The 18,598-nt window shown below is 63.4% G+C and carries 19 protein-coding genes; 6 read left to right on the top strand and 13 right to left on the bottom strand.

The genetic code is table 11. The annotated features are described in order from the left end of the window. Window positions 1-1,398, top strand: a 1,398-nt coding sequence (locus EN955_RS14605; protein ID WP_164769879.1) for a sugar ABC transporter ATP-binding protein, incomplete at its 5' end; no start/stop codon positions are given. A gap of 219 nt (window positions 1,399-1,617) precedes the next feature. Then, window positions 1,618-2,025, top strand: a complete 408-nt coding sequence (locus EN955_RS14610; RefSeq protein WP_024501550.1) for a carboxymuconolactone decarboxylase family protein — start codon at window positions 1,618-1,620, stop codon at window positions 2,023-2,025. A 4-nt stretch (window positions 2,026-2,029) separates the two neighbouring features. Here the strand turns inward: EN955_RS14610 and EN955_RS14615 are convergent, their stop codons facing one another. From EN955_RS14615 to EN955_RS14675, 12 genes are all read right to left on the bottom strand, one after another. After that, complete coding sequence (locus tag EN955_RS14615; protein WP_024501549.1) at window positions 2,030-2,917, bottom strand: amidohydrolase; 888 nt, start codon at window positions 2,915-2,917, stop codon at window positions 2,030-2,032. Next, complete coding sequence (locus tag EN955_RS14620; protein WP_024501548.1) at window positions 2,917-4,053, bottom strand: VWA domain-containing protein; 1,137 nt, start codon at window positions 4,051-4,053, stop codon at window positions 2,917-2,919. The genes EN955_RS14615 and EN955_RS14620 overlap by 1 nt, the downstream gene beginning before the upstream one ends. A 199-nt stretch (window positions 4,054-4,252) precedes the next feature. Further along, entirely contained in the window at window positions 4,253-5,134 is an 882-nt protein-coding gene (locus EN955_RS14630) for a MoxR family ATPase (protein ID WP_024501546.1), read from the bottom strand. Between the two features lie 7 nt (window positions 5,135-5,141). Next, window positions 5,142-6,146: a molybdopterin cofactor-binding domain-containing protein gene (locus tag EN955_RS35885; protein WP_013530846.1), complete on the bottom strand. Its 1,005-nt coding sequence runs from the start codon at window positions 6,144-6,146 to the stop codon at window positions 5,142-5,144. 1 nt (window position 6,147) lies between these two features. Next, window positions 6,148-7,515 carry a xanthine dehydrogenase family protein molybdopterin-binding subunit gene (locus tag EN955_RS35890; RefSeq protein ID WP_024501545.1) on the bottom strand — a complete coding sequence of 456 codons (1,368 nt, stop codon included), beginning with the start codon at window positions 7,513-7,515 and terminating at the stop codon, window positions 6,148-6,150. A 13-nt stretch (window positions 7,516-7,528) separates the two neighbouring features. After that, entirely contained in the window at window positions 7,529-8,011 is a 483-nt protein-coding gene (locus tag EN955_RS14645) for a (2Fe-2S)-binding protein (RefSeq protein WP_024501544.1), read from the bottom strand. Window positions 8,012-8,070: 59 nt separating this feature from the next. Next, on the bottom strand, window positions 8,071-8,865 hold the full coding sequence (locus EN955_RS14650) for an FAD binding domain-containing protein (RefSeq protein ID WP_024501543.1): 795 nt from the start codon (window positions 8,863-8,865) through the stop codon (window positions 8,071-8,073). Between the two features lie 13 nt (window positions 8,866-8,878). Further along, the gene (locus tag EN955_RS14655; RefSeq protein WP_024501542.1) at window positions 8,879-9,322 is read right to left on the bottom strand and encodes an SRPBCC family protein; all 444 of its coding nucleotides are present in this window, start codon (window positions 9,320-9,322) and stop codon (window positions 8,879-8,881) included. A gap of 132 nt (window positions 9,323-9,454) precedes the next feature. After that, window positions 9,455-10,282, bottom strand: coding sequence for an AraC family transcriptional regulator (locus tag EN955_RS14660; RefSeq protein ID WP_024501541.1), 828 nt, complete (start codon window positions 10,280-10,282; stop codon window positions 9,455-9,457). Window positions 10,283-10,461: 179 nt separating this feature from the next. Continuing rightward, the gene (locus tag EN955_RS14665; protein ID WP_024501540.1) at window positions 10,462-11,229 is read right to left on the bottom strand and encodes an SDR family oxidoreductase; all 768 of its coding nucleotides are present in this window, start codon (window positions 11,227-11,229) and stop codon (window positions 10,462-10,464) included. 87 nt (window positions 11,230-11,316) lie between these two features. Continuing rightward, the gene (locus tag EN955_RS14670; protein ID WP_013530853.1) at window positions 11,317-12,315 is read right to left on the bottom strand and encodes an ABC transporter permease; all 999 of its coding nucleotides are present in this window, start codon (window positions 12,313-12,315) and stop codon (window positions 11,317-11,319) included. Window positions 12,316-12,357: 42 nt separating this feature from the next. Further along, window positions 12,358-13,098, bottom strand: a complete 741-nt coding sequence (locus EN955_RS14675) for an ATP-binding cassette domain-containing protein (RefSeq protein ID WP_013530854.1) — start codon at window positions 13,096-13,098, stop codon at window positions 12,358-12,360. Window positions 13,099-13,564: 466 nt separating this feature from the next. On the opposite strand from EN955_RS14675, the gene EN955_RS14680 reads away from it, so the two are divergent. Continuing rightward, the gene (locus EN955_RS14680) at window positions 13,565-14,554 is read left to right on the top strand and encodes a sugar-binding protein (RefSeq protein WP_013530855.1); all 990 of its coding nucleotides are present in this window, start codon (window positions 13,565-13,567) and stop codon (window positions 14,552-14,554) included. A gap of 198 nt (window positions 14,555-14,752) precedes the next feature. Further along, entirely contained in the window at window positions 14,753-15,535 is a 783-nt protein-coding gene (locus EN955_RS14685; RefSeq protein WP_024501539.1) for a FadR/GntR family transcriptional regulator, read from the top strand. A 24-nt stretch (window positions 15,536-15,559) separates the two neighbouring features. On the opposite strand, the gene EN955_RS14690 is transcribed toward EN955_RS14685, so the two are convergent. Further along, window positions 15,560-16,498 carry an NAD(P)-dependent oxidoreductase gene (locus EN955_RS14690; RefSeq protein WP_013530857.1) on the bottom strand — a complete coding sequence of 313 codons (939 nt, stop codon included), beginning with the start codon at window positions 16,496-16,498 and terminating at the stop codon, window positions 15,560-15,562. A gap of 119 nt (window positions 16,499-16,617) precedes the next feature. Between EN955_RS14690 and EN955_RS14695 the strand changes: the two genes are divergently transcribed. Both EN955_RS14695 and EN955_RS14700 read left to right on the top strand, forming a co-directional pair. Further along, the gene (locus EN955_RS14695; protein WP_013530858.1) at window positions 16,618-17,514 is read left to right on the top strand and encodes an NAD(P)-dependent oxidoreductase; all 897 of its coding nucleotides are present in this window, start codon (window positions 16,618-16,620) and stop codon (window positions 17,512-17,514) included. A gap of 307 nt (window positions 17,515-17,821) precedes the next feature. Next, window positions 17,822-18,598: a FadR/GntR family transcriptional regulator gene (locus tag EN955_RS14700; protein ID WP_024501538.1), complete on the top strand. Its 777-nt coding sequence runs from the start codon at window positions 17,822-17,824 to the stop codon at window positions 18,596-18,598.

Genomic DNA, 18,598 nt, shown 5'->3' on the forward strand with positions numbered 1-18,598 from the left:
GCGCTGCTTGGCGAGAACGGCGCGGGAAAATCGACGCTGACCAAGATCATCGCCGGTGTGGTCGATGCCAACTCGGGCAAGATGTTCCACAAGGGCCAGGAAATCGCCTACGCCTCGCCGCACGCAGCGCTTGAAGCCGGCATCGCGATGGTGTTCCAGGAGACCAGCCTGGTGCCGTCGATGACGGTGGCGCAGAACCTTTATCTCGGCACCGAAAAGTTCCTCAACCGGCTGCGCGGCACCTACATTTCAGCGCAGCAGTTCCTGCAGTCGCTGAACTTCCCGGTCGACCCCAACGCCATGGTGGCAACGCTGGGTGCGGCCAAGCGGCAGATGGTCGAGATCGCGCGCGCCGTCCACCACAATGCCGAGATCATCATCTTCGACGAGCCGACGGCGACGCTGACGCCGGAGGAGAAGCGGCACTTCTTCGCGCTGATCCGCCGGCTGAAGGCGGGCGGCGTCTCGATCGTCTTCATCAGCCATGCGCTGGAAGAGGCGCTCGATATCGCCGACCGCATCACCATCCTGCGCGACGGCGAGCTGGTCATTACCGACGACACATCCGCCTTCGACCGCGACAGGATCGTTTCCGCCATGGTCGGGCGCACGCTATCGGGACAGATCTACCGCCAGCGCGACGAAGCGAAGCTGCGCAAGGCGGGCAAGAAAGTGCTGTCGGTGCAGGACATTTCGATGAGCAATGTCGTGCGCAACACCTCTTTTTCGATCTTCGAGGGCCAGATCACCGGCGTGTTTGGGCTGATCGGCTCCGGCCGCACCGAGACATTCAAGATCGTCTCAGGCATCTACAAGCGGGATTTCCTGCGCGGCGGCGCGATTGAACTCGATGACAGACCGGTGCGCTATCTCGTGCCGAGCGAAGCGGTGGCCGACGGCATCGTCTATGTCACCGAGGACCGCAAGAGCGAAGGCATCTTCGAGACGATGGGCATTGCCGAAAACCTGTTCGGCGGACTGCTGGCGGCGGGCCGCGAAAAGGCCTGGGTGATCAACACGCAGGAGATGCGCGCGCTCTCGGCCGAATGGACGAAGACGCTGAACATCAAGGCAATCAACGACAATGCGCGCGTCGTCGAGCTGTCAGGCGGCAACCAGCAGAAGGTGGTGATCGGCAAGGGGCTGGTGCAGAAGCCGCGCATCGTCATCTTCGACGAGCCGACACGTGGCGTCGATGTCGGCGCGATCGCCGAGATCCACCAGATCATCAACCGGCTGGCCGATGAGGGGCTGGCCGTCGTCGTCATCTCGTCCTACCTGCCGGAGATCATGAACCTGTCCGACCGCATCCTGGTCTGCCGCCAAGGGCGTATTGTGGAGGAGTTTTCGCCGGCGGAGGCGACGGAGGAGAAGATCATGTATGCGGCCGTGCATTAGATTCAGGTGAGGCCGGCCTGCAAATGGCGGTTTCCTGCGCTTCCGGTGCTCACGTACGAAAAGTACGCTCCGCTCCGGTTCTCGGAACTCACCATTTTCGACTCGGCCTGACCTGAATCTAGACGCCGGCGCTGGAAAAGTGAATCGGACGAGTGGATTGGCCGCAATTGCTCAAGACCTGATTCAATTCACGCAACGATCCAACGAAGGAAAAACCCCATGGCCACCACAAAACTCCTCAGCGATGCCGAGGTCGAAAAGATTCCCGCCGTGAAAGCCGTGTTCGACGACATCCGCGCGACGCGCAAATCCGATTTTATCAACAATTTCTGGCGCGGGCTGGCCAATGATCCTTCGGCGCTGAAGCGGATCTGGGAACAGTTGAAGGTGGTGATGGTCGCCGACAGCGCCATCGATCCGCTGACCAAGGAGATGATCTACATCGCGGTGTCGACCGCCAATGGCTGCTCCTACTGCGTCCACTCGCACACGGCGGCAGCCCGCGCCAAGGGCATGACCGATGCGCAGCATGGCGAACTGGTGTCGATCATCGGGCTCGCCGGCCAGACCAACCATCTGGTGACGGCGATGCAGATTCCAGTCGATCCGCAGTTCGAGGTGAAGTGAGGCGTCACACCGGCCGGTAAACCTTCTCCGCCGTGTTCCAGAAGATATCCGCCTCGGCCACCGCACCATGCTTGGCCACCGCGTCGCGGTGCGCCTTGATCAGCTCAGCGTGGCTGGTCCACAGTTTCTCGATCGGGAAGTTCGAACCGAACATCAGATGGTCGGCGCCCAGGATATCGATCGCGTTGTCTACGACATAGGCGATCAGCAGGGGATCGTTGCGGTGGACGAAGGTGCCGAGGCCCGACAGCTTGGCGTAAAGATTGGGCGCCGCCGACAGCGTTCGCAGGCCTGCCTTCCAGGCCTTGGTGTTTTCCGGTTCCATGCCGGTCAGCATGCCTGCATGGGTGAGGATGAAATTCGTTTCGGGGTTCTCGCCGACCAGCGTCAGGCCGTCCTTCATTTGGGCGGGGAAGAGCTGTAGGTCGAAGGACAGGCCATAATCCTTGAGCCGCGCCACATTGGCGCGCACTTTCGGGTCGATCATCTGATCGGCGGAGGCGGCGAAGCGGAAGGCCGGGGTCTCGTGCCAGTGCAACTGCATGCGCACGCCGCGCAGCAGCTTGTATTTCATCAAGCGATCGATCTGAGGCCTGATATCGTCGACGGTCATGTCGGTGTAGCCGACGATGGCATGCGGCCAGCCGGTTTCGTCGGACGTCTTCTGCAGGAAAGCGACTTCCTTCTCGAAATCCTCCTTGGCCCAGTTGGTCTGGACGTAGACGGCCTTCTCGACGCCTGAATCCCTCTGGTCTTCGAGAAATTCCTCGATCGGATAGTCGCGCCGGATCGGTTCGTAGGGGCCGAAGATGCGCGGCACCATCGGTCCGACCAGCCATGGCTGGTCCTGTTGGCGCCAGATGTGGAAATGTGCGTCGATGGTTTTCTGCATCATGAAACCCTCTTCCAGATTGTCGCCGCCGCCGGAGCAGGGCGGGCGAGCGACAGGATGAAATCGGTGAGACCGGCGAGCGATGAGCCGTCGACCAGATCGTCGAGCGCGGGGAGGATGGCGCGCAGTGCCGCCGTCGCCGGCCGGAAGCGCGGATCGCCGGCCAAGGGTGTGGCCAGCGACAGCCGGAAGGCGCGGGCGCTCAGCCGCCGCATCGCCGTCTCCAGTTCACCATGGTCGCCCCGCTCCAGCGCGTCGGACAGGATGACGATTGCGGCACCGCGTGCAAACGACGAGAAGCGCGGCACCGAGAGGAAAGCGAGCAGCGTCGGGCCCATGCGGGTGCCGCCGTCCCAATCGTCGACCTGGGCTGCGGCGCGGGCCAATGCCTGGTCGCGGTCGCGGATGCGCAATGCCGCGGTGATGCGGGTCAGCCGCGTGCCGAAGGTGAAGATTTCGGCGCGGTCCGCGCCTTGCACGGCGGCATGCGCCAGCTTGAGATAGTCTGCGGTGTGCAGCTTCATCGAGCCGGAAACGTCGATCAGCAGCAGCAGCTTGCGCGGCACGGTCTGGCGGCGGCGCAGCAGCGGCGAGGGCACGTCGCCATCGGCGCTGACGATTTCCCGCAGCGACCGGCGCAGATCGAGCTTGCCGCGCGAATGCGTGCGCACGGTGCGGAACGAGCGGCGGGCGGGCAAGGCTGAAGCGAGCCTGCGGCGGAAAGCGGCAAGGTTGTCGTCGTCGCGCTTGAAATCGCGGGTACTCAGTTGTTCGGCGCCGGAAGAGAGTTCGCCACCTTCCTGATGGCTGATGACCTCGATCTCTTCCTGGCTCGCACCGCCATCATCCTTGATGCGGGTTTCCTCGTCGGCGTCGCCTTCGACCACGGCGGACCTGTTGCCATAGAAATGGCTCTGGAAATGCGCTTCGAATTCGTCGCGGCGGTCGGGCGGCGGCGCCAGGGTGGCGAGGGCCGCCTCGCGGATGTCGGCCATCGAGCGTGGACCGAGCAACGTCACCGCCTGCATGAAGCCGGAGACTTGCTCGGGGGCTATGGCAAAGCCGTAGCGGCGCAAGAGCCTGGCAAAACCCAGGAATGGCGAGGCGGCGCGGGGGAGGCTTGTTTCCCGCATCATTCTGTGTCGCCCCCCTCTGTCCTGCCGGACATCTCCCCCTCAAGGGGGGAGATTGGCAGCTTCGGCGCTTCGCTCTGTTCGGCGACGTCAGCGATTAGCGAAAGCGGGGATGACATCCGATCTCCCCCCTTGAGGGGGAGATGTCCGGCAGGACAGAGGAGGGCGCTGTCCCGCCAGCCTTGCGAAATGACCTCCCGCGTCACGCCAGCGCCTCCTCGACGATCCGGCCAAGCTCCGGTGCGATGTAGGAAAGGTCTTCCTCGTCCTTGATCAGCACGCCGATGGCGCGGCGGAAGGCTTCCGGCCACGGGCTGCCGCCCTTCTCCAGGATGGTGGCGGCATTGGCCCATTCGACGGCCTCGGCGATACCCGGCGGCTTGGCCAGCGGCCGGGCGCGGATGGTCTGCACGGCCGCCGCCACCGCGCGCGCCGTTACCTCGGCCACATCGCCGGCGCGCAGCATGATGATGGCGGCCTCGCGCTCGGCGTCGGGATAGCCGATCCAGTGGTAGACACAGCGGCGGCGCAGCGCCTCGGCAAGCTCGCGGGTGCGGTTCGAGGTCAGGATGACGATCGGCTGTGCCGTGGCGCGGATCGTGCCGCGTTCGGGAATGCTGATCTGGAAATCGGAGAGGAATTCCAGAAGCAGCGCCTCGAATTCATGATCCGAGCGGTCGATCTCGTCGACCAGCAGCACGCGCTGTTCCGGCGCTTTCAGCACCTGCAGCAGCGGCCGGGCGATCAGGAAACGGTCCTCGTAGATGTCGATCTCGTGCTCGCCGGCGTGGCGAATGGCGAGCAGCTGGCGTTGATAATTCCATTCGTAGAGCGCGTGCGCGGCGTCGACGCCTTCATAGCATTGCAGCCGCACCAGATCGCGGCCGAGCAGCGCGGCGATCGCCTTGGCCGCTTCCGTCTTGCCGACGCCTGGTGCGCCTTCGAGCAGCAGCGGCTTCCCCAGCCGGATCGCCAGGAAGATCGCGGTCGCAAGACTGTCGTCGGCCAGATAGCGCGAGGCGGCAAGATGCTGCGCCACCGCCTCCGGTGAGATTGCGACAGTCTCGGCGCTTGTCCCGTTCATTCCAGCCTCAGTTCGCCGCTTGCGCCTTCAGCGCGCGCAGGACGCGCTCCGGCGTGATCGGCAGCGTGTCGATGCGCACGCCGACAGCGTCGAAGACGGCATTGGCGACCGCCGGGATCTGCGGGTTGGCGCACATTTCGCCCGGCCCCTTGGCGCCGTATGGCCCGTCCGCCGATGGCCGCTCCAGCACGATGATCTCGGTCTCGGCGAGGTCGCCGGGGCCGGGCATCAGATACTGGTTGAAGTCCGTGCCGCCATGGTCGCGGTTGGGATAATAGGGCTCGGTCGTCTCGTAGAGCGCATGGCTGATGCCCATCCACGAACCGCCGACCAGTTGCTGTTCGACCATTTTCGGGTTCAGCGCGCGGCCGATCTCGAAGACGTTCTTCACCGTCAGCACGGTGACCTCGCCGGTCTCGTCGTCGACCTCGACCTCGGCCACGGTGCAGGCATGCGCGTAGCAGGTCGATGGCTTCATCGCGCCAGTCTCTTTCTCCGGATAGGAGCGCGGAATCAGGAACATGCCGCGGCCCGAGATCGAGCGACCGCGCTTGAAATGCGCCGACAGCGCGACATCGAAGATCGAGATCGATTTTTGCGGGGCGCCCTTGACCAGGATGTTGCCCTGGCCGTCTGTCTCGAGATCGGAGGCGTTCACCTCCAGTTCCTCGGCGGCCACTTCCAGCATCACCTGCCGCGCTTCCCTTGCCGCCTGGATGACGGCGTTGCCGGCGCGGTGCGTACCGCGCGAGGCGAAGGTGCCCATGCAGTGCGGGCCGGTGTCGGTGTCGGCGGTGTCGACGACGACGCGGTCTGTCGGCACGCCGATGGTCTCGGCGCAGATCTGCGCCATGATTTGCTTCATGCCCTGCCCGAGATCGACCGATGACAGCGTCACCATGAAATTGCCTGTCGGCGTCGAGTGCACCAGTGCCTGCGTCGGGTCACCGCCGAGGTTCATACCGGTGGGATAGTTGATCGCGGCAACGCCGCGTCCGCGCCTGATCGCCATCTCAAGCTCCCTTCGTATAGGAGGACATCGCCATGTACCTTTCCGCCACCGGCCAGTTGGCGGCGCGCGAAGCTTCCTGCATGCATTCGATCAGTGCGGCGCCCTCTGTCGGCTGGCGGTGCGCCTTCATGTCGCCGTCGCGATAGGCGTTGATGAAGCGGAATTCGAGCGGGTCCATGCCGATCAGGCGCGCCAGCTTGTCCATCTGCACCTCCAGCGCGAAATCGCCGATGGTGACGCCGAAGCCGCGCATGGCCGACGACGGCGTGCGGTTGGTGTAGACGCAGTAGGTGTCGATCCAGACGTTCGGAATAGTGTAGGGGCCGGGATAATGCCCCGCGCCCTTCTGCGCGCCATAGGGCGAGTGGCGCGAATAGGCGCCGGCATCGGTGTATCCGGTGACCTTGCGCGCGACGATGCGGCCATCTTTCATGACGCCGTCCTTGATGACGACCTTTTCAGCGGCGCGCGGCGACGAGATCTGCATCTCCTCCTCGCGGCTGTAGATAAAACAGACTGGTCGTCCTGTTAGTTTTGCGCCGAGGATGGCGATCGGCTCGACGATGACGTCGACCTTGCCGCCAAAACCGCCGCCGACTGTGCCGCCGACGAAATGCAATTTGCTGCCCGGCATCTGCAGGATGATCGAGGTGTTGTCGAGCGTGAAGAACATCGCCTGCGTGTTGGTGTAGCAGGTGAAGCGGTCATTGCCCTCGGGCGCCACCACGCAGCCGGTGGTCTCGGTCGGCGCGTGCTCGATCGGCGAAGACTGGTAGCTCTGCTCCAGTATGTGGTCGGCGCCGGCGAAGCCCGCCTCGACATCGCCGAAGCGCACCTTACGGCACTCGCCGCTATCATAGAGGTAATAATTCTGGCCGTGATATTCGTTGACCAGCGGCGCGTCGGGTTTCAGCGCCTCTTCCATGTCGAAGACGGCCGGCAGCACCTCATAGTCGACCTTGACCTTGGCTGCGGCCTCTTGTGCCGCTCGCTCGGTTTCGGCCAGCACCGCCACCACGGCCTCGCCCTTCCAGCGCACCTTGCCGTCGGCAAGCACCGTCTCGTCCTCCGGCCCGATCTGGATCAGGATCAGGATGGTGTAGACATTGTGCGGCACGTCCTTGGCGGTCAGAATTTTCACCACGCCCGGATGTTTTTCCGCCTCCGAGGTGTCGATCGAACGGATGCGGGCATGGTGATGCGGGCTGCGTACCATCTTCAGGTGCAGCATGCCGGGGAAATTGCGGTCGGCGAAAAAGGCGGTCCTGCCGGTGACATGGCCGGGCGAATCCGAGCGCGGCCGCGGCTGGCCGATCTCGTGCAGATCGTCCTTGCGGACATCGGCGAAGTAGTTCTTGCGCAGTTCCATTGTTTTGGACCCCTCAGGCCGCGTTCTGCGAATTGGCGCGGGCGGCGGTCAGCACCGCCTGGATGATCGGCTCGTAACCGGTGCAGCGGCAGATGTTGCCCGACAGCGCCTCGACCACCTCGTCGCGGCTGGGATTGGGCGTGTGGTCGAGCAGCACCTTGGCCGCCATGATCATGCCCGGCGTGCAGAAGCCGCATTGCGTGGCGAACGTGTCGAGAAAGGCGCGCTGCAGCGGGTGCAGCACGCCGCTTTCCGAAAGCCCTGATGTCGTGCTGATGACGGCGCCATTGCAGGTCTCGGCCAACGTCAGGCAGGAGAGCCGGAGTTCGCCGTCTATGATGACAGAACAGGCGCCGCAGGTGCCTTGATGGCAGCCGCCCTTCGGCGAGGTGTCACCGATCTTGTCGCGCAAGGCGTGCAGCAGCGTCGTGCCGCTATCGATGAATTCGGCCTTTTCAGAACCGTTGAGCGTGAACTGAACCGGGATCTTTGCCATGTTTTCCTCCTTGCGCGCCTGCCCGAACCAGCGGACAGACGCGCGCCCCCGAACAAATATTATGCGAGCAGCAACCGGCCGAGATGAACCGGCAGGACTTCGGCGCGATACCAGGCGCTGGCGATCGGGTCGGTGATGGGCGAGGTGCCATCACCGGCCGCGGCCAAGGCCGGCGCGATGCCGTCAGCGGTCAGCGTTCGGCCGATCAGCGCTTTTTCCGCCGCCCTGGCGCGCATGGGCCGATCCGCCATGCAGCCGAGCGCGATCCGCGCCGAGGTCACGGAGCCATCCGACGACAGTTCCAGAGCACCGGCTATGCTGAGCACGGAGACGCCCTTGGGCTTGACCCTCGACACTTTCAGGAAGCGGAAACTGTCGGCCTTCGGAAGCGTGAAGCTCACGGAAGTGACGACGACGCGGCTGCCGCCCCGATTGGCTAGGAAAGTCTCGATCGGCGTTTCACCGTCATCGGTGCTGACCGTCGCATCGAGCGCCAGCAGGGCAACAGCGAAATCGCCATACGGGCTCGGGGCAAAAAGATTGCCGCCGACGGTCGCCATGTTGCGGATGGCCGGGCCTCCGACGGCGCGGGCGGCCTTGGCGAGCGTGCCGAGCTCCGGATGGCCGGCGATCGCCGCCATGGTCACCGAAGCGCCGATGCGGACTTTGCCGCCGGCAACAGCGATGGTGGACAAAGACGGCTCGGTCGACCTGATAAGGCTGGATACCGAAACATCGCCTTCATTGGCCGCGCGGACGACCAGCGTGCCGCCACCGAGATAGCGGGTGCCGGCCGCCTTCAGTGCCGCGTTCGCGTCTTTCACCGTTGCAAAAGTCTGCAGTGCCAGCGCCATGGTCTGGCTCCTGTCAGCTCTGGCCGGCGAAATGGCTTTTCAGGGCGTTGAAGCCGCCCTGAAAGACATTGGCGCCCATGCCCTCGGCCAGCTTGTCTGCCTCCTCGGGCGCGGCGTCGAAGCTGGCGGTCCATTCGGCGTAGGTGCGGTCGCCATCGGTCACGCGCCGCAGCTGCAGGGTCGCCTTGTGGTTGGTCAGCGGCTGCGGCGTCTCGAGGATGGAGTAGCTGACCAGGAAATTCTGATCGGAGAAGTCGAGCAGCTTTTCGCGCAGGCGGGCGCCGCTGGCGAGCTGGAAATTGCGCACGCAGCCGATTGTGGTGGCATCCTTGCCGTCTTCAATGCGGCTTTCCACCATGCGCGGATGCCAGTCCGGCAGCCCGTTGAAGTCGCGTATGCGCGCCCAGACCTTTTCGACCGGCGCGTCGATGACGCTGGAGATGGTGACTTTGGCCATTCAAAATGTTCCCTTGCAAAAGCGATCCGGTGCAAGGGTAGGGCGGCCATTTCAGCGACGCTTATCAATGCGTCTTGAGCGCCTATCAAGGAGTCTGAAAAAGGGCGGGGAGTCTGAAAAAGGGCGGTTGGCTCAGGCGATCGCCCGCGCGGCCTCGCGGTAGAGCGTCGGCGGCACGCCGACATGGTCGCGGAAGAAGCGCGAGAAATTGCCCTGCGTGGTGAAGCCGAGATTGCAGGCGACCGAGATCAGCGGTTCCTGCGACCATTGCAGCTGCCGCACCGCTTCCTCCATGCGCAGCGTGTTCCAGTAGACATTGGGCGTCAGATTGGTCTGTTCCTTGAACAAAGCGAAGAAATGCGGTCGCGACAGGCCGACGCTGCGCGCCACGTCGTCGAAGCAGATGCGCTCGCAGACATTGGCTCTCATCAACTGGATTGCCTTGCGGACACGAAAATCCTGCATGGTGTTGATGCGGACACGGGCCTCCTGCGGCGCCGAGGCGTCGGCGGCGTCGAGCACGCTATCGATGAAACGCTCGATCTCGTAGTTGGCGATATCGTCGACGCTCTCATTGTCGCTGAGGTGGTCGAGCAGATTGGCGGCGGCCTGATGCAGCCACGGTTCCAGCGTGATCGCGGCTTGTGAAAACAGCGGCGCCGACGAAGGCAGGTCGCGGCGGCGCCGCGCCCAGTCGGGATCGATGTAGAAGGCGAGAAACAGACCGGGCGTCCCGTTTTGCGACAGAACATGGCTGTGCGGCTGGAAGGAGTTGATGCCGGCGGCCGTTCCAGGCCCAAGCCGGACGGTCTCGCGGCCGATGGTCATTTCGCCGGCCGTACCTTCCAGCCAGATGATGAGATGGGCCTCGACATGGGCATGGGTGACGAAGTCGCTTGCGACATTCAGGATAGAAACATGTCCGAACCGGCCCCAGTAGAGCCTGATCGCTTCCGTCATGGGTATATCCTCCCGCAGGCGACTGGCCTCCCTTCGCCTGCAGTGGGGATTGTGCGGCCGAGTTCGGGGCCGCGTCAAGACGCGCGCGGGCGGCGAGGGCGAATGACGGCCAGTGAGGCCGGATTTTCAGACTGAGCGATACGCACTGGAACGAATAGCGGTCGGGAGAATTGCCAACCTCAAACCGAAGCCGTCATGCCGCCATCGACATACAGCGTATGGCCGTTGACGAAGGACGAGGCGTCGGAGGCAAGGAACACCGCGGCGCCGATCAACTCGTCGACATTGCCCCAGCGCCCGGCCGGCGTGCGCTTTTCCAGCCAGGCGGAAAATTCGGGATTGTCGACCAGCGCCTGGTTCATCTCGGTACGGAAATAGCCGGGCGCGATCGCATTGATCTGCAGGCCGTGTTTGGCCCAATCGGCGCACATGCCCCTTGTCAGGTTGCGGATCGCGCCCTTGGTGGCGGTGTAGGGCGCGATGTTCGGCCTTGCCAGTTCGCTCTGCACCGAACCGACGTTGATGATCTTGCCCTTGCCGCGCGGGATCATGTGGCGGGCGACCGCCTTGGCTGCATGGAAGGCGCCCGACACATTGGTCTTGAACAGGCGCTCCCATTGCTCCTCGGGAAAGTCCTCGAGCGGGGCGCGGAATTGTATGCCGGCATTGTTGATGAGGGTGTCGATGGCGCCGATCTCGGCCTCGATGCGGGCAATGTCCTCGTTGACCGCCTGAAAATCGGTGACGTCGAATACCGAGGCGTGCGCCTTGAAGCCGGCGTTGCGCAGCTTTTCGACGGCGCTGTCGATCCTGGCGGCGTCGCGGCCGTTCAGCACCACGCTTGCCCCATGTTCGGCCAGGCCCCGAGCCAGCGCGAAGCCGATGCCCTGGCCGGAGCCGGTCACCAGCGCCAGCCGGCCCTCGAGGCTGAACAGGGAGTTGGCCATCAAACCGTCTTTTGTTTGACCATGATCTCCGGACAAACGGTTCCGTTTGTCCGAGAAAACCGGTTTCCACTTTTCGGGATCATGGTTCTAGTCGCTGCGGCGGAAATTGCGGATGCGGTCGAACAGCACCGCCAGCAGGATGGCGCCGCCGATGAAGACGCCTTGCCAGAAGGCATTGATGCCGAGCAGGCCGAGACTGTTGCGGATCACCTCGATCAGGGCCGCGCCGACGATGGCGCCGAAGGCGGTGCCGACGCCGCCGGCCAGATTGGCGCCGCCGATGACGGTGGCGGCGATTACCTGCAGCTCCATGCCGGTGCCGAGATTGGTGGTGACGGCACCCAGCCAGCCGGTCTGGATGATGCCCGCAATGCCCGCCGACAGTGCCGAGATCATGTAGACGGCAACCTTGATCTGGCGCACCGGAACGCCGGTCAGCGTTGCCGCGTGCTCATTGCCGCCGATGGCGAAGATATGGCGGCCGAACTTGGTCCAGCGCAGGATGAAGCCGGTGATCAGCGCCAGAAGGATCATGTAAAGCACCGGGTTGGCGATGCCGAACACCCAGGCGCCGCCGCCCAATGACAGAAGCTTGGCATGGTCCGGCCCGAACTGGAAGACCACCGTGTTGTTGGAGGCGACCATGGCGAGGCTTCGGGCGATCGACAGCATGCCGAGCGTCACCACGAAGGGTGGAAAGCCGAGATAGGCGATCAGCACGCCGTTGAAGGCGCCAATGGCGAGCGCGGTGGCAATCGAGGCCAGGATGCCGACCTCGATCGAGTAGCCGGCATGCATGGTGACGGCCAGCACCATCGACGACAGGCACAGCACCGAGCCGACCGACAGGTCGATGCCGCCGGTGATGATGACGAAGGTCATGCCGAGCGCGATGATGGCGACGAAGGTGATGTTGCGGGTGATGTTGTAGAGGTTCTTCGAGGTGGCGAAAGCGTCGGTGGCAAACGACAGGAACACGCAGGCAAGGATGACCGCGATCACCACCCAGAAAGTCTGGCTGGCAAACAGTCTCGCGGCCAAGGATTGCTGCTTATGCTCGATCGGCTGGTCAATTGTCAGTGCCATCGTCGACCTTCATCTGCTGTGCGTGGTGGAATTCGCTTGAAATCAAACCTGTTCGATAGCGCCGGTGATCAGCCCCGTGACTTCCTCGGGCGAGCTCGACGCAATCGTCTTGTCGGCGACCTTGCGCCCGCGCCGCATGACGATGACGCGGTCGGCGACGGTGAACACGTCAGGCATGCGGTGGCTGATCAGAACGACGGCGATGCCCTGATCGCGCAAATGGCGGATAAGGTTCAGCACTTCGGCGACCTGGCGCACCGAGATCGCCGCCGTCGGTTCGTCCATCAGCACGATCTTGGCCTGCGACAGCATGGTGCGGGCAATCGCCACCGCCTGGCGCTGGCCGCCCGACATCTGCTTGACGAGGTCGCGCGGACGGGTCTCGGACTTCAATTCGGCGAAGAGCTGGCCGGCACGCTTGTACATCGAGGCATAGTCGAGGATCCGGAACGGCCCGACGCCGCGCCGCAACTCACGGCCGAGATAGACATTGGCGGCGGCAGTCAGATTGTTGCAGAGCGCAAGGTCCTGGTGGACGATCTCGATGCCGTGCTGGCGGGCTTCCGCCGGCTTGTGCAGGATCAATTCCTTGCCGTCCATGTGCATGGTGCCATGGCTCGGGCGGAAATTGCCAGCGATCATCTTGACCAGCGTCGACTTGCCGGCGCCGTTGTCGCCCATCAGGCCGACCACCTGTCCGGGCTCGATCGACAGCGAAACGTCGTTGACGGCCTGGATGGCGCCGAAATGCCTTGAGATGTTGGTGAGTTCGAGAACCGCCACCAGCCTTTGCCTCCCCGTGTTTTGCGACCTGCAGCTGTTACCGGCGTGGATGCCGACGCTGCTTTGGCCTCGCTCTCCCCGGCTCCTCCCGAAGACGGCGTTAGCGTTCTTTTACGCAAAAGCCGGCGCACGTCAATCAATTGTCGGACGAATTGGGCCAGGACTATTTTAAAAATCCGTTTTGTAGGACAAATAGCATTGACGTTGGCGCCAAGCCGATATTAGCTAAGCGTCGGAGGAGATTATGCCGATCCCCGCTGGCGGTTCGCCGGCCGGAATTGGCGGAGGTTTGACGGTCCAGGATCCGGCGGCACCTGTGTGTGAGCTGGTCTGAAGCCGAATCTGGAAATGCTTATCGATCTGTCCTGGCGACACGAGCGCTCGCGAAACGACCCTCGGTCATCACGCATCCGGTCGATCTGTATGGCGGGCACGCCGTGTCCGTTTGTTTCAAGGGAGGACTGACATGAGGAAAACACTTTTGCTCGCCGCCGTCGCCGCCATGGCGTTGGGTGCCGGGCCGGCTTTGGCCAAGAAACAGCTCGTCATTGTCGTGAAAGGTCTCGACAATCCGTTCTTCGAGGCCATCCACCAGGGCTGCGAGAAGTGGAACAAGGAAAACGCCAGCTCGGAATATGAATGCTTCTACACCGGTCCGGCGTCGACTTCGGACGAGGCCGGCGAGGCGCAGATCGTCCAGGACATGCTGAGCAAGGCCGACACGGTGGCGATGGCGATCTCGCCGTCCAACGCGCCGCTGATCGCGCAGACGATCAAGAGTGCCAATCCGTCGATCCCGATCATGACGGTCGATGCCGATCTCAGCAAGGAAGACGCAGGTCTTCGCAAGACCTATCTCGGTACCGACAATTACCTGATGGGCAAGAAGATCGGCGAGTACATCAAGAAGGGCAAGCCGAATGGTGGCACGATCTGCACCATCGAAGGCAACCCGGCAGCCGACAACATCCTGCGCCGTGCGCAAGGCATGCGTGACGCACTGTCGGGCAAGGAGGGCCTCGCCGCACTTGCCGGTGAAGGTGGCTGGACCGAAGTCGCCGGCTGCCCGGTGTTCACCAACGACGATGGCGCCAAGGGCGTGCAGGCGATGACCGACATCCTCGCCGCCAACCCCAAGCTGGACGCCTTCGGCATCATGGGCGGTTGGCCGCTGTTCGGCGCGCCGCAGCCCTATCGCGATCTGTTCGGACCGCTCAAGGACCGGATCGCCAGCAACGACTTCGTCATCGGCGCCGCCGACACGATCGGCGACGAGATTGCGATCGCTCGTGACGGCCTTGTAACGGCTCTGGTCGGCCAGCGGCCGTTCGAAATGGGCTACAAGGCACCGTCGGTGATGATCGACCTGATCGAAGGCAAGGCGGTCGCCGATCCGGTGTTCACCGGCCTCGACGAGTGCACCAAGGATACGGTCGACACCTGCATCCAGAAGTAGGTTCTCGATTTCGGGGCGCCCGGCTGCGGGCGCCCCGTCATTCCTGGACGGAAGCGATAATTCCCGAACGGACGCAATGGTTGGGGCAACCGGCTCCGGCTTTGCTGCGCCCGTGATCTGGATTTTTCGGCAACGAGATCGGCGCCCGTGCGGTTCGGACCAGTCCGGACGACAGACGGTCGACGCATTGGAACGTGGATGCCGGACGAGAAGTCAAGCAAGCGAACCGACCGGGCCAAGGCACAAGCCGGCCACGGCCCGGCTGTCATGCGCAAGGCCGGTGCCGCGCATTTTGCGGGAGCGAGCGTCCATGTCTCGCTGGCCGGCGAGATTGGCCTGCGGATCGTGCGTGGCGACTATCCGCCCGGCACCATCCTGCCCAACGAGTCCAGATGGGCCGAGATCTTCAATGTCAGCCGTTCGGCGGTGCGCGAAGCCATCAAGATGCTGATGGCGAAAAGCCTGTTGGCTTCACGCCCCAAGATCGGCAGTTGGGTCGAGCCGAAGGAGCGCTGGAACCTGCTCGACCGCGACGTGCTGGCCTGGTACGCGACGGCGCCCGACCGCGAGGCGTTCCTGCGAACCGTGCAGGAGTTTCGTCATATCATCGAGCCGGAAGCATCGGCCTTTGCCGCCATACGGCGCAGTGACGAGCAAATGGCGGAAATCAGCCAGGCCTGCCGCGAGATGGGCGAGGCCTTGAGCCTGCAGGAGCGTATCCGCGCCGATACGCGCTTTCATCTGGCCATCCTGCGCGCCTCCGGCAACGACCTCCTTGTGCCGCTCGGCGTGTTGATCGAGTCGGCGCTCGACCATCTCTTCGCATTCACGACACAGCAGGTCGCCGATCAGCGCCAGGCGCAGAAGCTGCATGAGGCGATCGAAAAGAACATCCGCCTGCAGCGCCCGGCCGCCGCGCGCAACGCCGTGCACAAGCTGCTTGCGGATACCGATGAAGGGATCGGGCGCTGGAGGCGGTGATCGGCGCCTGCGTTGGGCAATCGGTTAAATGGTCTGCTTCTTGCCATCCTTCATCGGCATCAGGTCGACGCCGTTCACCTTGCCGATATGCGTTGCCAGCATCGGTACGAATTGCTCGGCCGGGCCGGTCGCATGAGCACCGGCGAAGGCGTTCTTGGTGGCGTTGCCGAGCGGGTTGGCAATGCCGGCCGCACCCGCCATCGATTCCAGATAGGTCAGGTCCTTGAAGGCATTGGCGATGGTGAATTTGTGCGCGTCGCGGTCACCTTCCAGCGTCCAGCGCATGAAGGTCTGGTAGAAGCCGCAATCCATACGGCCATTGCGGATGACGCTGTCGAAGCGCGGCGGCGAGATGCCGACCTTCTCAGCCAGTGCCAGTGCCTCGGAATAGATCGCGGCGTAGCCGAGCGAGATGAAATTGTTGAGCAGCTTCATGCGATGGCCATCGCCGGTGTCGCCGATATGGACGATGCGGCCGGCCCAGGTTTCGATTACCGGTTTCACCCTGGCAAAGAGGGCGTCCGGCGCGCCGACCATGGCGTCGAGTGTGCCTTCCCAGGCTTCCTTCGGCGTGCGGCTGAGCGGTGCGTCGACAAAATCGATGCCGAGCGCCTTGAGTTCAGCGGCAAGCGCAATGGTCGAGACGGGGTCGGAGGTCGAGCAGTCGACGACGACGGAACCTTTCTTCAAACCCTCCTTGAGGCCGCCCGGGCCGCGAATGATGGCTTCGACCTCGCGCGAACCGGTGACGCAGATGAAGACGATTGTCGATGCCGCCGCCACATCGCGCGAGGTCGATGCTTCGGTGGCGCCGCGGCCAAGCAGGTCTTCCGCCGGCTTGCGGTTCTTGCGGCCGAGAAAGGTCAGGCTGTAGCCTTTGTCGACGATGTTCTTGGCGATCCCGTGGCCCATCAGGCCAAGCCCGATGAAGCCGATCTTTTCGCTCGCGGCAGTCGTGTTCATGTCTTCAAGTCCTGTTGCAATGATTGATGTCAGGCGCTGCCGTTTTGCAGGCGAGGGTGGTTGCGGATGGCGATATTGTCTGACAATACACATAAATTCCTGAGGATGTGGAGAGCAAAATGACGAAGCGGATCATGTTCACCGGCGGCAGCGGCAAGGCCGGACGCCATGTCGTCCAGTATCTGGTCGAGCAAGGCTGCCAGGTGCTCAACATCGACACCAGGCCGCTCGACAACCCCAAGGTGCGCACGCTGATCACCGACATCACCGACAGCGGGCAGGTGTTCAACGCACTGTCGAGCTATATGGGCCTGCATGAATTCGACCCCTCGCTGCGTCCGCAGCCGGTCGATGCGGTGGTGCATTTCGCCGCCATCCCGCGCATCATGATCACCACCGACAACGAGGTGTTCCGCATCAATGCGCTCGGCACCTACAATGTCATCGAGGCGGCAGTTAAGCTCGGTATTCGAAAGGTAATCATCGCCTCCAGCGAGACCACCTATGGACTGGTCTTCGCCAACGAGCCGCGCGATCCAAAATATTTCCCGCTCGACGAGGAGTATGACGTCGATCCGATGGACAGCTATGCCTTGTCCAAGGTCGTCAACGAGAAGACGGCGCGGGCCTTCGCGCAGCGCAACGGCACCGACATTTATGCCCTGCGCATCGGCAACGTCATCGAGCCGCACGAATATTCGCTGTTTCCGAAATGGTTCGCCGATCCGGGTTTCCGCAAGCGCATCGCCTGGAGCTATGTCGACGCGCGCGACCTTGGCCAGATCACGCTGCGCGCCATAGAGAAGGACGGGCTCGGCTATCAGGTGTTCAACGCGGCCAATGACGACACCTCGTCCGACCTGCCGACAGCCGAACTCTTGAAGCGGTTCTACCCCGGCGTGCCGGTCAAGGCCGAACTCGGCGAATACGAGACGCTGCTCTCCAACCGCAAGGCGCGTGACGTGCTGGGCTTCCGCCCGGAGCATAGCTGGCGCAAATACGTCAAGCAGGCCTAGGCATGTCGACACTCAGGTGATGCCGGCCTGCGAATGACGGCTTTCTGCGCTTCCGCCTTCGCCGGCCGAAGCACTTATGAGTGGTCGTGGCAGTCAAGGCTACGGCCGGCGTAGGCCGGTGCTCACGTACCCAAAAGTACGCTGCGCTCCGGTTCTCGAAATCCGTCATTCTCGGATCGGCCTGACCTGAATATCGACATGCCAATCAAGCGGCGGATCGGGGCTGATCTGTGCACAGCGGGCAGCTTTGCGATGCAAGCCGCTTGCCGCGCTTGACAGCCTGCTTAATACGGACTTTCTGGACCCCATGCGGGACGCGAAGCCGAACAAGGAAAAATCGTTGGGGAAAGCGGCCTCCGGGGACCGTCCGGGCGGCGTTCGCCGGGCGGACGCCGCGCGTATTCCCGGCTCCAGCGTCCACGCCTCGCTGGCCAGTGAAATCGGCCTCAGGATCGTGCGCGGCGATTATCCGCCTGGCACCATCCTGCCCAATGAAGCGAAATGGTCGGAGACGTTCAGCGTCAGCCGCTCGGCGGTGCGCGAAGCGATCAAGATGCTGATGGCCAAGAGCCTTTTGGCCTCACGTCCCAAGATCGGCAGCTGGGTCGAGCCGAAGGAACGGTGGAACCTGCTCGATCGCGATGTGCTGGCCTGGTACGCGACGTCGCCGGACCGCGAAGTGTTCCTCAAGACGGTGCAGGAATTCCGCCATATCATCGAGCCGGAAGCGACCGCGTTCGCCGCGATGCGAAGAACCGACGAGCAGATGGCCGAGATCAGCCTGGCCTGCCGTGAGATGGGCGCGGCGACGAGCCTGCAGGAGCGGACCCGCGCCGACACGCGCTTCCATCTCGCCATCCTGCGGGCTTCGGGCAACGACCTGCTGGTGCCGCTCGGCGTACTGATCGAATCCGCCTTCGATCATCTCTTTGCCTATACGACACGGGAGATCGACGATCTCAACCACGCGCAGAAGCTGCACGAGGCGATCGAGAAGAACATCCGCCTGCAGCGCCCCGACGCGGCGCGCAATGCTGTGCGCAAATTGCTCGCCAACACAGACGGCGTCATCCGCGCCCGGTAA

Origin of the sequence: Mesorhizobium sp. M7A.F.Ca.CA.001.04.2.1, assembly GCF_003998485.1 — a bacterium.
Classification (GTDB): Bacteria; Pseudomonadota; Alphaproteobacteria; order Rhizobiales; family Rhizobiaceae; genus Mesorhizobium; species Mesorhizobium ciceri.